Genomic DNA, 13,674 nt, shown 5'->3' with positions numbered 1-13,674 from the left:
TCTCAAGTTGGCGGGAACCGATGGGGTAGAATTGGCTCTCACCAGTGTAGGTTTGCCGTCAAGCACTTTCGTTGCTGCGGCATGGCGCGGCGGCCCTTGAGGGGCTTGTCGCGACGTCAATTGTTGTTGTTGTTCTATCCTCGTCTTCGAGATATATACCTTGGTTGATTCCCTGCTTCAATTCCTCGCGCACGGCATGCTTGATTGGCAATGGTGGCAGATCGTGCTTTACACCCTGGGCGTCACGCACGTGACGATTCTGGCGGTTACGATTTATCTGCATCGTTGCCAGGCGCACCGTGCGCTGGATTTGCACCCGTCAGTGAGTCACTTCTTTCGGGCATGGCTCTGGTTCACTACTGGCATGGTGACCAAGGAGTGGGCGGCCATTCATCGCAAGCATCATGCGAAGTGTGAAACCGAAGAGGATCCACACAGCCCGCAGACGCGCGGTCTGAAGAAGGTCTTATGGGAAGGTGCCGAGTTATATCGCGCAGAATCGCGTAATGAAGAAACGATGAAGAAGTTCGGTCACGGTACGCCGGATGACTGGATTGAACGCAACGTCTATTCACGCTATTCGATCATGGGCGTGGCGCTGCTGATGGTGCTGAACGTAGCAATGTTCGGGCTGGTGGGTCTGTCCGTCTGGGCAGTACAGATGGTCTGGATTCCGTTCTGGGCCGCTGGCGTGGTGAATGGCGTTGGCCATTACTTCGGTTATCGCAATTTCAATTGCGAAGATGCGAGCACGAATCTTCTGCCGATCGGCATTCTGATCGGTGGCGAGGAAATGCATAACAATCACCACACCTTCGCGACATCCGCGCGCTTCTCGAACAAGTGGTACGAGTTCGATATCGGCTGGATGTGGATTTGCGTGCTGTCGACGTTCAAGCTCGCCAAGGTGAAGAAGCTCGCACCAACGCCCAAGCTTCAACGGGGCAAGACCACGATCGACTTCGAGACGCTGCAGGCGGTTTTGTCCAACCGTTATGAGGTAATGGAGCGTTATGCCACGACGTTGCGCCGTGCTTACCGCCAGGAACTGCTTCATATCAAGTCGCTTGGTGCCAGCGACAAGTACCAGGTCTTCAAGAGTGGCCGGAAGTGGTTCCACAAGGATGAAGCGGTACTCGGTGAACACCAGAAACGGCAAGTACCGCAGATTATCGAAAACAGTACCGCGTTGCGTACCTATTACGAGTTGCGCACGGAACTGACGAAGATCTGGGAGCGCTCGAATGTGTCTCGCGAGCAGTTGTTGACGCAGTTGCAGGAGTGGTGCCATCGTGCGGAGCAGAGCGGCATTCAATCATTGCAAGAATTTTCAACGCGCCTGCGTCGCTATGCCTGATGTGATGAAGCGCTGCGTGGCATAGGGAAAGGGCGTCGGCTTGGTAAGCGGCGCCCTTTTTTATGGGTTGGGTGTAGGCGGCAGCGACCGACGTCCGCAGGGGATGGCGGACGACGAGCGATAGCGCTAAAAAGGCAACCATGTCGAGGTTGACCGGACGTGACGGCGATAACCGCCTATCGTCTGCGGCTGTCACAATACCCGACACGACAGTACTGTGCTGTCATCCATCCCGGGTTCCCATTGGCGCAAAAATAAAAAGCCCGGCACGGAAGTGCCAGGCTTTTTGGTATCTCGCGAGAATCGCGACGACAACGAAGCAAGCGAGGAGGACTGGCATTAACGCCAGTGCGGCACCTTACTTGATCTTCGTTTCCTTGTATTCGACGTGCTTACGAGCAACCGGGTCGAACTTGGAGATTGCCATCTTTTCCGGCATCGTCCGCTTGTTCTTGGTCGTCGTGTAGAAGTGACCCGTACCTGCGGTCGATTCCAGTTTGATCTTGTCGCGTGCGCCCTTGGCCATGAGAAATCTCCTTAAGCTTCGCCACGTGCGCGCAGGTCTGCGAGCACGGAGTCGATGCCGTTCTTATCGATCAAGCGCAGTGCTGCCGTCGAAATGCGCAGGCGCACAAAGCGATTTTCGCTTTCGACCCACATACGGCGGCTCTGCAGATTCGGCAGGAAACGACGCTTGGTCTTGTTGTTTGCGTGGGAAACGTTATTGCCGACCTGCGGCCCTTTCCCCGTCACGATGCATTTGCGTGCCATGAAGCACTCCTAGTACGCTAATTTTGCTGAATAGCCGGTCGATCACTCTACCGGACCCTGTCCGCGGGGCGCGTGCCGATCAACGTTCGGGAACATTCCGCCGTTGCCTAACGTCTCGTTGCGCCGCCTACCGCCCTTCGCGGGCCGAATCCGTACAACGGTCGAGGTGATTCCTCCTCGCCGCCGAGCAACCGTTTTACCAGCCGTGAACTCGGGTATCCGGGCTAGGCCGGAACACAAAGACGGAGATTTTAGCAGGCTTTCGGCAACGGAATCAAATACATTTGCGATTCAGGGCAGCATGCCCTGGTCGACAAATGAAAAATAGCCTTGCTTGCTGACGATCAGGTGGTCCACCAATGCGATATCCAGCAAGCCGAGCGCCTGTTGTAGTTGCCGGGTCAGTGCGCGGTCCGCGGCGCTGGGCAGCAGTACGCCGGACGGGTGGTTGTGCGCCACGATCAGTGACGTGGCATTCAGATCCAACGCGCGCCGTGCGATTTCACGGGGATACACGGCGCTCCTATCCACCGTGCCGTGCGCCATTTCCTCCGCGCGCAGTAGGCGGCAGTGGACATCAAGGAACAGCACGATGAACACCTCTCGCGATCGATCGCCAATCGTCAGCCGAAGATAATCCGCTACCGCCGCGGCATTCCGCAGCGTGGTGCTTTTGCCGCTGAGGGTTTCGCTGAGCGTGCGCCGTACGGTTTCCTGAATGGCGCGCAACTGGGTACGTTTTGCCAGACCGATCCCGGAAATCGACTGCAATGTCTTGTCGTCCGCCTGCAACACGCCGGCCAGCGAGCCGCAGCATATCAGCAGGGCGCGAGCGATGTCGATGGCGCTCCGGCCTCGGACGCCCGTGCGAAGAAACAGCGCCAGCAGTTCGGCGTCGCCCAGCGCCTGCGCGCCCAGTTTTTCGAGCCGCTCGCGGGGGCGGTCCTGTGCCGGCCAGTCACAAATCGCAAGGTGCGAATGTGGTGTGTCGACGACGGTGAGGGTATTCGTGCGCCGCCGCGGACGCGCGCGCCGGTCCGCATCCGTCGCGCGTCGGCCCGGCGCGACGTCGGTGACGATGGGTGCGGGCGCGCCAAGTGCGGGAGGAGGGGAAAGAAGGCTTAGTGTGGGGCATGGCATGGAGCAGCTCCGGATAAGGGCGGTCTACGAGCGGGAAGCGTTGGTGTAAAACGGGGGTGAAACAGTGTGTATGAGCGGACATGCGAGCGTTCGCGCGACCGGCGTGCCACAGTGGCTTACAATGGCGGTCTGTCACCCGGTGCGATTTCGCCGCGCATCTCGCCGGCCCACCGGACCGACCACGGTCGGACTGTTTCGGACATTCTCATGACGTTGATCGACCTCGCCCGCATCGAAGCGGGTTCCCATGTCACATTGCACTATCGTCTGTCGCTCGCGGACGGGACGGATATCGTCAATACCTTCGCCGACAAGCCAGCGACGTTGCTGCTGGGGGCGGGGCAGATGGCGCCGCCGCTTGAAGCTATATTGCTGGGGATGAAGACGGGTGACCACTCGACCATTCAGCTAAAGCCGGATGAGGCGTTCGGGCCACGCAATCCGGAATTGCTACAGTGGGTTTCGATGGCCACGTTGCGCGCCAACAGCATGGTCGGCGAGGATTTTTCACCGGGCGACCTGATCGAATTCAACGCACCAAGCGGTGGGCGGTACGCGGGCATATTGAAGCAGATCGGGGAGACGGCGGCCTTGTTCGATTTCAACCACCCGCTTGCGGGCCAGGCAGTGACCTTTGAAGTTCAGGTCATCGGCATTCTTTGATTTTCATACCCATTCTCGATATGGGAGTACCTACACGATGAACGCGGACACGAATGTAATGGAAGGCGCTGCACCCCAAGTGGCGCCCGTCGTCGATGGTGAGATCCTTTTGGCGCAACCGCGTGGGTTCTGCGCGGGCGTGGATCGCGCCATTGATATCGTCGAACGCGCCATCGCGCTGTTCGGCGCACCGATCTATGTGCGGCATGAGATCGTTCACAATGCCTATGTGGTCCAGGACCTGCGCCAAAAAGGCGCGATCTTCATCGAATCGCTTGATGACGTGCCTACCGGCAGTACCCTGGTGTTCAGCGCCCATGGTGTTTCGAAGGCCGTGCGCGCGGAGGCGGAATCCCGTGGCCTGCGTATTTACGATGCGACATGCCCGTTGGTGACCAAGGTGCATGTGGAAGTGGCCAAGATGCGTGCCGAGGAATACGAGATCGTGATGATCGGCCATAAGGGCCATCCGGAGGTGGAGGGCACGATGGGCCAGACGCCGGAAGGCATGTACCTGATTGAAAGTACGGACGATGTCGCGACGTTGACCGTTCGCGATCCGGAGCGGCTGGCACTGGTGACCCAGACCACATTATCGATCGATGATGCCGCGGAGATCATCACGGCATTGAAGGGGCGTTTCCCGAATATCCGCGAGCCGAAGAAGCAAGACATTTGCTACGCGACCCAAAACCGTCAGGATGCCGTCAAGTTCATGGCGCCACGGTGCGATCTCGTGATCGTCGTGGGCAGCCCCAATAGTTCAAACTCGAACCGGCTGCGTGAACTGGCCGAAAAGCTGGGTGTGCCGTCCTATATGGTCGATTCGCCCGACCAATTGCAGGAAGCGTGGTTCGACGGCAAGAAGCGCGTCGGCGTGACGGCTGGCGCGTCCGCTCCCGAGGTGTTGGCACAGTCGGTGATTGCCCGCATCCACGAATTCGGCAAGCGGGATGTTCGTGCGCTGGAAGGCATCGAGGAAAACATCTCATTCCCGCTCCCACGCGGTTTGACCTGAATCAGGCCGCGCGTCCCGAGTCGAGGCAATGTGTCGGCCAGGGACGGCAGGAATGCGGTACCGGGCAGCATCCTGGCTTTTCATACGCCATTTCGCGATGTACGCCAACTCCAGACGCATTGTGATAGCCGGAGGCCGCGGTCAGCGCGATCACCCGCAGCGAATGCGCACTTCCCCTTTTCCCTGATATGTCAGCCCAATTCCCGCACGATCGCGGAAATGGGCTAGACGGTTCCCTCTAAATGAGGCGGCGAAAATTACATCAACGTACGCCGTTCATTGGTTAATCGATGCACCTTGACGGGGCGTGGCAAGGCTGGCGCGCCATCCGAAGAGCGGAATGCTTACATGCCTCGTTGTTTTTTGATTTCACAACAACCACCGGCAAAGCCACTTCAGCACTTGCTGAAAGTATTTGTTCGCACCATGATTGTGCGTCGTCAGAAAGGCGGTGATGCACCGCGTTGGCGAAAACAGGTGCAACTATAGAACGCTATTGTCGCAACCTGGACCATTCGGGGTTGCAACGCATATTGCGCATCGAATAAATAACGGTACAATTCGCCCGACTTTGCAGCCCGACTGTTATGAAAGGCTGCCGTGGCGGGGATGTGGAGTAAGTCGATGACGTTGTGCAAGACCACACCGCGTAGTGATGTCACATGGGCATTCGCGTGGGTCGCGAATCAGCGATCGACTCCCCAACATGTGGGCAGTGGCCCGGGCCGGCAGGATAGCGCTCGCGCATGCCTTTGCAGGCCCGGTGCCCGCTGGCTGAACATACAGGTGGGCGTTGGACGTCGCTCCCGGAGACGCGCTGCGTGATTGCTGCGCGGTGCGGCGGGTGGACAAGCCTCGCGCCTCCTCACCGTTTCACAGTGTTTTAGATGCGACCCCGGTATGTGTGAGGGCAAGTTGCTCGCGCACCTACTGAATGTAGTGACATACCAAGCCAGGCGCACCGAGGGTGTGACTGGATCGTGCTGCAAGCAACCCCGCCGGGTCACCGGCACGACAGGCGCCGCCGTCCGCGGCGGTAACAAGGAAGGAGTAGCGAATGGATACCTTCATCCAGCAGATCATCAACGGGCTGGTGCTGGGAAGCATCTACGCGATCATCGCGCTGGGTTATACGATGGTGTACGGAATCCTGGGCATCATCAATTTCGCGCATGGCGACGTGCTGATGGTGGGGGCGATGGTGGCGCTGTCGGCCATCAATGTCCTGCAGGCGCACTTTCCGAACATGCCGGGCTGGCTGATGCTGGTCATCGCGCTCGTGATCGCGGCGGTCGTCTGTTCGATCGTCGGCTACCTGATCGAAAAGGGTGCCTATCGACCCCTGCGTCGTGCGCCACGGTTGGCGCCGCTTATCACCGCGATCGGCGTCTCCATCCTGCTGGAAACGGTGGCGATGATGATTTGGGGCCGCAACCCGTTGATGTTCCCGCAGTTGCTGCCGACGGACCCGCTGAACGTGATCGCGCCGACCGACACGACGCCTGGCGCGGTGATCTCGGGTACGGAAATCATTATCATCGCCACGGCATTCCTCGTGATGGGCGGCTTGTTGCTGCTGGTCAACAAGACGCGGCTGGGCCGTGCGATGCGGGCAACCTCGGAAAACCGGAATGTTGCCGGCTTGATGGGCGTGAACCCGAACTTCGTTATTTCCGCGACGTTCATGATCGGTTCGGCGCTGGCCGCGCTGGCAGGGGTGATGATTGCGTCCGAATACGGCAATGTCCATTTCTATATGGGCTTCTTGCCGGGGATGAAGGCTTTCACCGCCGCGGTGCTGGGTGGGATCGGCAATCTGGGTGGTGCGATGGTCGGCGGCATCGTCCTAGGACTGATCGAGCAACTGGGCGCCGGCTATATCGGTGGTCTCACGGGCGGGGTGTTCGGCAGTAACTACCAGGATGTCTTCGCGTTCATCGTGCTGATTGTCGTGCTGGTGTTCCGTCCATCCGGATTGCTGGGCGAACGAGTCGCGGATCGGGCCTGATCCAGGCATAAACGAGTTTAGGGAAGACACGAAATGGGCTCCATTCCTCCGATTCAAACAACCAACGAGCTGACGCCGTCGGCGCCAACGCCGACGCGTATCGGTACCTGGATCGTTGGCGCTGTTCTGGTGCTTGCATTGCCGATGCTGGTGGGTACCGCCGGTGGCGACTATTGGGTGCGCGTGCTGGACTTCGCGATGCTCTATGTCATGCTCGCGCTGGGGTTGAACGTGGTGGTCGGCTTTGCCGGGCTGCTGGACCTCGGGTATATCGCGTTCTACGCGGTAGGCGCGTACGTGGCGGCGTTCCTGTCATCGCCGCAGTTGTCGCAAAACTTCGCATGGATCGCGGCAATCTGGCCGCACGGCCCGCATTTCTCGATCTGGGTGATCGTGCCGGTTGCGATGGCGGTGGCTGCCATCTGCGGGTGCATCCTGGGCGCACCCACGTTGCGTCTGCGGGGCGACTACCTTGCGATCGTCACACTGGGCTTCGGTGAAATCGTGCGGATTTTCATGAACAACATGGACCGCCCGATCAACATCACCAATGGTCCGAAAGGCATTACCGATGTGGCGCCGGTTCACCTTTTCGGGATCGATTTCTCGAAAGGGCACGATATCTTCGGCTACCATTTTTCCGCGGTCTATCCTTACTACTACCTGTTCGTCCTCTTTTCGGTCTTCGTGATTTTCGTCTGCGTGCGGTTGCAGCATTCACGCATCGGCCGTGCATGGGCGGCAATTCGCGAAGATGAAATCGCCGCCAAGGCGATGGGCATCAACACCCGTAACGTGAAACTGCTGGCATTTGCAATGGGCGCGTCGTTTGGCGGCGTGTCCGGAGCGATGTTCGGTGCATTCCAGGGCTTCGTGTCGCCGGAATCGTTCACGTATTGGGAATCGGTCGTCGTTCTGGCTTGCGTGGTGTTGGGCGGCATGGGGCATATTCCGGGCGTGATCCTGGGTGCCGTGCTGCTGTCTCTGCTGCCCGAGGTCTTGCGCTCGACGATGGGGCCACTGCAACATTTCCTGTTCGGTCACACCATCGTTGACGTGGAAGTGATTCGTCAGTTGATTTATGGCCTCGCCATGGTACTGATCATGTTGTATCGCTCGGAAGGCCTGTGGCCGGCGCCGAAGCACGAGGACCGCGTGGCGAAGATCGCCAAGCGGGGCAATAAGACGATCCGCGCATGAGCTGGCGCAATCTGACGGAGCGGCTAGGAAATGACTGATAACAATGTGCGCCTGTTCATCAAGGGCGTGAATAAGCGGTTCGGGGGCCTGCAGGCATTGTCCGATGTCGGCATGACGATCATGGAGGGCCAGATCTATGGCCTGATCGGTCCGAACGGGGCGGGCAAGACCACGTTCTTCAACGTGGTCACCGGGCTCTACGAGCCGGATTCCGGCGAATTCGTACTGGACGGCAAGACGTACAAGCCGACCACGGTGCATGAAGTGGCCAAGGCGGGCATTGCGCGGACGTTCCAGAATATCCGCTTGTTCGGCGGCATGACAGCGCTCGAAAACGTCATGACGGGCCGTCATGTTCGGACCAAGCAAGGCTTGATTGGCGCGGTGTTCCGTACACCCGGCGAGCGGCGCGAGGAACGTGAAGTCAAGGAACGGGCGCTTGAACTGCTCGAATACGTCGGCGTGTTGAAGTACGCGGACTACACGGCACGCAACCTGTCTTACGGGCATCAGCGTCGTCTGGAAATCGCGCGTGCATTGGCGACCGATCCGAAGCTGCTGGCTCTGGATGAACCGGCGGCCGGGATGAACGCAACCGAAAAAGTCGAGCTGCGCGCGCTGCTGGACAAGATCCGTTCCGATGGCCGTACGATTCTGCTGATCGAACACGACGTGAAACTGATGATGGGCCTGTGCGACCGGATCACCGTGTTGGACTACGGCAAGGTGATTGCGGAAGGCGTGCCGCAAGACATTCAGAAGGATCCAAAAGTGATTGAAGCCTATCTGGGCTCCGGGGGCCATTGATGAGCGAAGCGATGTTGAGTATCAAGGGCCTGGAAGTGAAGTACGGCGGCATCCAGGCGGTGAAGGGAGTGGATCTTGACGTGCACCAGGGCGAACTGGTTACGCTGATCGGCGCGAACGGCGCCGGCAAGACCACAACGATGAAGGCCATCACCGGCCTGCAGGCAATCAGTGGCGGCGACATCCAGTACCTTGGCAAGTCGATCAAGGGCGTGCCGCCCTACGAACTGCTGAAGCGTGGCTTGGCGATGGTCCCGGAAGGTCGCGGTATCTTCGCGCGGATGTCCATTCTCGAGAACATGCAGATGGGCGCTTACCTGCGCCGTGACACTGCAGCGATCAAAAGCGACACCGAGCGGATGTTCAACTTCTTCCCGCGTCTGCGCGAGCGTCAGGCGCAATACGCAGGTACCTTGTCGGGCGGTGAGCAGCAGATGCTGGCAATGGCGCGCGCGTTGTTGAGCCGGCCGAAGCTGTTGTTGCTGGATGAGCCATCGATGGGGTTGTCACCGATCATGGTCGAGAAGATTTTCGAGGTGGTGCGCGAGATCTCGTCGGAAGGGTTGACCGTGTTGCTGGTCGAGCAAAACGCGCGTCTGGCGCTGCAGGCCGCCAATCGTGGCTATGTGATGGACTCGGGTATCGTTACGATAACGGGCGCCGCGAAGGACATGCTGAACGATCCAAAGGTACGGGCTGCGTATCTGGGCGAGTAGTAATTATTGCTTGTTTTGTGGGTCGTCCGGACGACCATGCCGGAGCCGCTACGGCCGCCAGCAGGGCGCGTAACAAAAACGCGGCGTGATGAAAAACACCCCAGAAGTCGGGCATCTGTCCGACCTCTGGGGTGTTTTTCTTGGCGGGGTATCGCCATGCCACTTTTTTGTTTTTCCGGCGGGCCAGCAGGCCACCGTACCGTCCGTGACGCGCGCCGTGCGCTTTGCGCCGCGGATGCGTCGTGGGACGGCGGGCCGGTACCGGTACCGCGAGTTACTTCTTGACGACTTTATCGATCGCCAGACGCAGCAGCGCGATCATCTGGTCGATCTCGTCGGTCGTGATGTTCAGCGCCGGCATGAAACGCAGCAGATTCGGTCGCGCGGCGTTGATCAACAGTCCGGTGGGCGTGAGCAGGCGCGCCTCTTCCACGATCTGCGGGCCGATATCGCTGCCCAGCAGCAACGCACGCAACAGGCCTTCGCCACGCTCACCCTGGAAACCGTATTCGTCGGACAGCTTCAGCAGTTGGTTCCGGAGGTAGTCTGCGCAGGCGCGGACGTTTTCGAGGAAACCTGGCGCGACCATCCGGCTGATGACTTCATAGCCTACCGCTGTCATCGGTGGGTTGCCGTTGTATGTTCCGCCCTGGTCGCCAGCAACGAATACCGAGACCGACTCCTTTGCGAGCAACGCTGCCAGCGGGAAGCCGCCACCGATGCCTTTGCCCAGCGTCATGATGTCCGGCTCGATACCCGACAATTGATAGGCGAACAGCTCCCCGGTACGGCCACAGCCGGTTTGCACTTCATCGACGATCAGCAGCAGGTTGTGCTTCGTCGTCAACGCGCGCAGTTGCTGCATGAATTCACGCGATGCCGGGATCACGCCCCCTTCGCCTTGCACCGGCTCCAGCATGACCGCCACGGTCTTGTCCGTGATCTGCTTTTCGACCGATGCGAGGTCGTTCAGATCCGCTTTTGGAAAGCCCGGGACCTGGGGTGCGAAGATCGTGTCCCAGCCGGGTTTGCCGCTAGCGGACATCGTTGCCAGCGTGCGGCCGTGGAAGCTATGGTCAAACGTAATGATCTCGTAGGCGCCATTCTTGTTCTTCTGCCCCCACTTGCGCGCCAGCTTGATCGCGCCTTCGTTCGCTTCGGCACCGCTATTGGCGAAGAATACCTTGTCGAATGCGCTGTGTTGCGTGAGCAGGCCCGCAAGGCGTGCCATGGGTGCGTTGTAATACGCAGGGCTCGGGTTGATCAGCTTGCGTGACTGTTCCGTCAGGGCGTTGACCATGCCCTCGTCGCTATGCCCAAGTGAGTTGACTGCCCAACCCTGGATGAAGTCCAGATATCGCTTGTCGTTGTTGTCATATATCCAATTGCCTCGGCCGTGCGTGAACACGATCTCGGGGCGGTTCGTGATGTACATCAGCGAGCTGGTTGGATATTCCTGGAAATTCATCTAAGGCTCCACGGGAAAAAACGGTGACTACTGAATGATGAGCCGTCATTGCGGCATTGCCATGACCGCGTGGAGGCGCAATGCCGTTTCGATCGAGACAATGGTGCAACGGGCCATTGCGATTTCCACCGCACTGGCCCGTTGCCGGACGCACCGCGCGGGGCGGTACGCGTTGAAGCAATGACGGGACAATCGGACAGATGCGCTGTCCGAAACCGCTGCATGCAGCCGTCGCTGCCGGCAAGCTGGCTGCAACTTTCGCCGCGTTACACCGCGTTGGCGAGGTCCGCTTCGCTGGTGAAGGCGTCCGCGTAGAATTCCTCGGCCGGCAATCCGTGGTGTGCGGTGAAGTCACGCACCGCGGACTCCACCATGACCGGCGCCCCGCAGGCATATACCTGATGGCCCGACAGGTCGGCAATATCGGCGATCACTGCATGATGCACGAAGCCGGTTCGTCCCGTCCAGCCATCCGTATCGAGCGGGTCCGACAATACCGGCACAAAGGAGAAGCCGGGTAGCGCGGTGACCCATTCCGCGGCCAATTTTTCGAGATACAGGTCAGCGCGTTTGCGTGCGCCCCAGTACAACGTAATCGGACGGGTGATCTGTTTGTGGATCGCGTGTTCGACAATCGCCTTGATCGGCGCAAATCCGGTCCCCGACGCCAGCAGCACGATCGGCTTGTCGCTGTCTTCGCGCAGGAAGAATGACCCGAGCGGTCCTTCGAAGCGCAAGATGTCGCGCGCTTTCATCGCGGAAAACACATGGTCCGTGAACTGGCCGCCGGGCAGATGCCGAATGTGCAGTTCGATCGGGCCCTCATGGTGCGGTGCGGTCGCGATTGAATATGCGCGCCGCTTGCCGTCCTTCAGGATAAATTCGAGGAACTGGCCAGCCATGTATTGCAGTCGTTCGTTGGCCGGCAGTTGCAACTTGACGATCATTACGTCGTCGGCCGCCTTTTCCAATTCCGCCACGCGGCAAGGGAGTTTCTTCGCCGGCATGTCGCCCGCGCCGGCAATCTCGCGGATCTGGATGTTCAGATCCGAGGTGGCTTGGGCGCAGCAAACCAGCACGTGACCGCGCGTCTTCTCGTCGTTACTCAGCGCCGACGACGAGTGCGGACCTTGCTCCACGGTCCCCTCCACCAGCAGACCCTTGCACGATCCGCATGCCCCGTTCTTGCAACCATAGGGTAGCCCGATACCCTGACGCAGCGCCGCGGCAAGGATGCTTTCGTCGGTATCGACTTGAAATTGGCGGCCGCTGGGCCGAAGCGTAACGTTAAAGCTCATGGATCAATAAAAATCGATATCGAAGGAAAAGGGGGGACGCGCACGGGACCGGCTACGGGCGGATGCAAGCGTTCGCCACGCGCGCGCTACAATGACGGCATGATTGCCACGCGTCTACTCCGCCGCCCCCGCGTCGTCATCGTCGGCTTCGGCGATGTCGCCACGCGCACTACTCCGCTGCTCACTCCCCGTTACCGGATTGTGGCAATGCGGCGTCACGCGGCCCCTATCGCACCGGTCGCCAGGCGCGGCACGGGGCCGGGCGATGCCGCAACGCCATCTGAAGGCGCATCGCCTCGGCACATGCCGTTACCAGCACTTGCATCATCGACTGCGCACGATGCGTTGACGCGGGTCTCGTACGTGGCCGGCGATCTGGACGCCAGACGGTCGCTGCGGCGCGCCGCAGCGTTGGCCGCGTCCGCCTTCGGTGTCCTGTACTTCGCCCCTCCTGCACCAGACGGCGAGGCGGATGCGCGTACGGCACGCTGGATCACCGCCGTTGCGTCCGTGGTCGCGGCGAGGCGTGCGCAGGGCCCGCACCGACGTCGTTTCGGAGGTATTGTACCCGACACTCCTGCCCCGGCGGCTTACCGCCGCGGCGACCGGACATTACGCGTTGTCTACGCGAGTACCAGTGGCGTCTACGGGGATTGTGGTGGTGCGCTAGTGCCCGAAACGCGCGTTGTGTCGCCCAGCAACGCCCGCGCGGTGCGGCGCGTCGATGCCGAACGAAAATGGCGCGAAACGTCCGGTTTGCGGAGGATAAGCAACGGTGCCAGCTTGCGCCACCGGGTAGCGATCCTGCGTATCCCTGGGATCTATGCGGCGGATCGGCTGCCTGAAGGGCGGCTGCGGGACCGGATGCCGGCGTTGCGCGAAAGCGACGACGTCTACACCAATCATATTCACGCCGATGATCTGGCCACCATCGCGGTTCGGGCGTTGACCCACGGTCGTCCGCAGCGTCTTTACCACGCGAGCGACGATAGCCGTCTGCGCATGGGAGACTACTTCGACAAGGTGGCCGATGCGCTGCGTTTGCCGCGCGCGCCACGACTGCCACGTGACGAGGCCGTGAAGGCATTGTCGCCGACGATGTGGTCGTTCATGCGCGAGTCGCGGCAATTGGATAATCGGCGTCTCCATCGCGAACTGGGTGTCCGACTGCGTTACCCGGATGTCGACGCTTTATTGGTCACGCTGGCGGCCCGCACTTGAGTCGCCC

14 protein-coding genes are annotated in these 13,674 nt (G+C 60.0%); 9 read left to right on the top strand and 5 right to left on the bottom strand.

From position 1 onward, the window contains the following. Positions 1 to 160: 160 nt before the first annotated feature. The gene (locus SJQ66_RS26730; protein ID WP_024901711.1) at positions 161 to 1,357 is read left to right on the top strand and encodes a DesA family fatty acid desaturase; all 1,197 of its coding nucleotides are present in this window, start codon (positions 161 to 163) and stop codon (positions 1,355 to 1,357) included. Positions 1,358 to 1,715: 358 nt separating this feature from the next. Here SJQ66_RS26730 and rpmG read toward each other — a convergent pair whose 3' ends face one another. The 3 genes from rpmG to radC form a co-directional block, all read right to left on the bottom strand. Then, entirely contained in the window at positions 1,716 to 1,883 is a 168-nt protein-coding gene (gene rpmG / locus SJQ66_RS26725) for a 50S ribosomal protein L33 (protein ID WP_024901710.1), read from the bottom strand. Positions 1,884 to 1,894: 11 nt separating this feature from the next. Next, positions 1,895 to 2,128: a 50S ribosomal protein L28 gene (rpmB, locus tag SJQ66_RS26720; protein ID WP_024901709.1), complete on the bottom strand. Its 234-nt coding sequence runs from the start codon at positions 2,126 to 2,128 to the stop codon at positions 1,895 to 1,897. 291 nt (positions 2,129 to 2,419) lie between these two features. After that, the gene (gene radC / locus SJQ66_RS26715) at positions 2,420 to 3,268 is read right to left on the bottom strand and encodes a RadC family protein (protein ID WP_024901708.1); all 849 of its coding nucleotides are present in this window, start codon (positions 3,266 to 3,268) and stop codon (positions 2,420 to 2,422) included. A gap of 207 nt (positions 3,269 to 3,475) precedes the next feature. On the opposite strand from radC, the gene SJQ66_RS26710 reads away from it, so the two are divergent. The 6 genes from SJQ66_RS26710 to SJQ66_RS26685 all read left to right on the top strand — a co-directional run bounded on the left by SJQ66_RS26710 (position 3,476) and on the right by SJQ66_RS26685 (position 9,680). Next, the gene (locus SJQ66_RS26710; protein ID WP_024901707.1) at positions 3,476 to 3,931 is read left to right on the top strand and encodes an FKBP-type peptidyl-prolyl cis-trans isomerase; all 456 of its coding nucleotides are present in this window, start codon (positions 3,476 to 3,478) and stop codon (positions 3,929 to 3,931) included. 37 nt (positions 3,932 to 3,968) lie between these two features. Next, positions 3,969 to 4,949 carry a 4-hydroxy-3-methylbut-2-enyl diphosphate reductase gene (gene ispH / locus SJQ66_RS26705; protein ID WP_407691527.1) on the top strand — a complete coding sequence of 327 codons (981 nt, stop codon included), beginning with the start codon at positions 3,969 to 3,971 and terminating at the stop codon, positions 4,947 to 4,949. A 1,057-nt stretch (positions 4,950 to 6,006) separates the two neighbouring features. Further along, positions 6,007 to 6,957 carry a branched-chain amino acid ABC transporter permease gene (locus tag SJQ66_RS26700; RefSeq protein ID WP_024901706.1) on the top strand — a complete coding sequence of 317 codons (951 nt, stop codon included), beginning with the start codon at positions 6,007 to 6,009 and terminating at the stop codon, positions 6,955 to 6,957. A gap of 33 nt (positions 6,958 to 6,990) precedes the next feature. Further along, the gene (locus tag SJQ66_RS26695) at positions 6,991 to 8,157 is read left to right on the top strand and encodes an ABC transporter permease subunit (protein ID WP_024901705.1); all 1,167 of its coding nucleotides are present in this window, start codon (positions 6,991 to 6,993) and stop codon (positions 8,155 to 8,157) included. Between the two features lie 30 nt (positions 8,158 to 8,187). Then, positions 8,188 to 8,964: an ABC transporter ATP-binding protein gene (locus SJQ66_RS26690; protein ID WP_024901704.1), complete on the top strand. Its 777-nt coding sequence runs from the start codon at positions 8,188 to 8,190 to the stop codon at positions 8,962 to 8,964. Then, positions 8,964 to 9,680 (top strand): ABC transporter ATP-binding protein, encoded by a 717-nt coding sequence (locus SJQ66_RS26685; protein WP_024901703.1) that lies wholly within the window; start codon positions 8,964 to 8,966, stop codon positions 9,678 to 9,680. The genes SJQ66_RS26690 and SJQ66_RS26685 overlap by 1 nt, the downstream gene beginning before the upstream one ends. A 274-nt stretch (positions 9,681 to 9,954) precedes the next feature. On the opposite strand, the gene SJQ66_RS26680 is transcribed toward SJQ66_RS26685, so the two are convergent. Next, the gene (locus SJQ66_RS26680) at positions 9,955 to 11,148 is read right to left on the bottom strand and encodes an acetylornithine transaminase (protein ID WP_046153411.1); all 1,194 of its coding nucleotides are present in this window, start codon (positions 11,146 to 11,148) and stop codon (positions 9,955 to 9,957) included. 34 nt (positions 11,149 to 11,182) lie between these two features. On the opposite strand from SJQ66_RS26680, the gene SJQ66_RS26675 reads away from it, so the two are divergent. Continuing rightward, complete coding sequence (locus SJQ66_RS26675) at positions 11,183 to 11,332, top strand: hypothetical protein (protein ID WP_320534766.1); 150 nt, start codon at positions 11,183 to 11,185, stop codon at positions 11,330 to 11,332. An 82-nt stretch (positions 11,333 to 11,414) separates the two neighbouring features. Here SJQ66_RS26675 and SJQ66_RS26670 read toward each other — a convergent pair whose 3' ends face one another. Continuing rightward, positions 11,415 to 12,446: a CDP-6-deoxy-delta-3,4-glucoseen reductase gene (locus tag SJQ66_RS26670; RefSeq protein ID WP_024901701.1), complete on the bottom strand. Its 1,032-nt coding sequence runs from the start codon at positions 12,444 to 12,446 to the stop codon at positions 11,415 to 11,417. Between the two features lie 99 nt (positions 12,447 to 12,545). Between SJQ66_RS26670 and SJQ66_RS26665 the strand changes: the two genes are divergently transcribed. After that, complete coding sequence (locus tag SJQ66_RS26665; RefSeq protein ID WP_320534765.1) at positions 12,546 to 13,667, top strand: Rossmann-fold NAD(P)-binding domain-containing protein; 1,122 nt, start codon at positions 12,546 to 12,548, stop codon at positions 13,665 to 13,667. Positions 13,668 to 13,674: the final 7 nt, after the last annotated feature.

The organism is Robbsia andropogonis (genome assembly GCF_034047095.1).
Classification (GTDB): Bacteria; Pseudomonadota; Gammaproteobacteria; order Burkholderiales; family Burkholderiaceae; genus Robbsia; species Robbsia andropogonis.
The sequence above is the reverse complement of the archived record's forward strand: the minus strand, read 5'-3'. Positions and strand labels throughout refer to the sequence as shown.

What these genes read in the sequence shown, in the direction of transcription:
- SJQ66_RS26675 (WP_320534766.1), top strand. Translation starts at nt 11,183, where the DNA reads ATGATGAGCCGTCATTGCGGCATTGCCATGACCGCGTGGAGGCGCAAT.
- SJQ66_RS26665 (WP_320534765.1), top strand. Translation starts at nt 12,546, where the DNA reads ATGATTGCCACGCGTCTACTCCGCCGCCCCCGCGTCGTCATCGTCGGC.
- SJQ66_RS26700 (WP_024901706.1), top strand. Translation starts at nt 6,007, where the DNA reads ATGGATACCTTCATCCAGCAGATCATCAACGGGCTGGTGCTGGGAAGC.
- rpmB (WP_024901709.1), bottom strand. Translation starts at nt 2,128, where the DNA reads ATGGCACGCAAATGCATCGTGACGGGGAAAGGGCCGCAGGTCGGCAAT.
- SJQ66_RS26695 (WP_024901705.1), top strand. Translation starts at nt 6,991, where the DNA reads ATGGGCTCCATTCCTCCGATTCAAACAACCAACGAGCTGACGCCGTCG.
- SJQ66_RS26690 (WP_024901704.1), top strand. Translation starts at nt 8,188, where the DNA reads ATGACTGATAACAATGTGCGCCTGTTCATCAAGGGCGTGAATAAGCGG.
- SJQ66_RS26685 (WP_024901703.1), top strand. Translation starts at nt 8,964, where the DNA reads ATGAGCGAAGCGATGTTGAGTATCAAGGGCCTGGAAGTGAAGTACGGC.
- ispH (WP_407691527.1), top strand. Translation starts at nt 3,969, where the DNA reads ATGAACGCGGACACGAATGTAATGGAAGGCGCTGCACCCCAAGTGGCG.
- radC (WP_024901708.1), bottom strand. Translation starts at nt 3,268, where the DNA reads ATGCCATGCCCCACACTAAGCCTTCTTTCCCCTCCTCCCGCACTTGGC.
- SJQ66_RS26710 (WP_024901707.1), top strand. Translation starts at nt 3,476, where the DNA reads ATGACGTTGATCGACCTCGCCCGCATCGAAGCGGGTTCCCATGTCACA.
- rpmG (WP_024901710.1), bottom strand. Translation starts at nt 1,883, where the DNA reads ATGGCCAAGGGCGCACGCGACAAGATCAAACTGGAATCGACCGCAGGT.
- SJQ66_RS26670 (WP_024901701.1), bottom strand. Translation starts at nt 12,446, where the DNA reads ATGAGCTTTAACGTTACGCTTCGGCCCAGCGGCCGCCAATTTCAAGTC.
- SJQ66_RS26680 (WP_046153411.1), bottom strand. Translation starts at nt 11,148, where the DNA reads ATGAATTTCCAGGAATATCCAACCAGCTCGCTGATGTACATCACGAAC.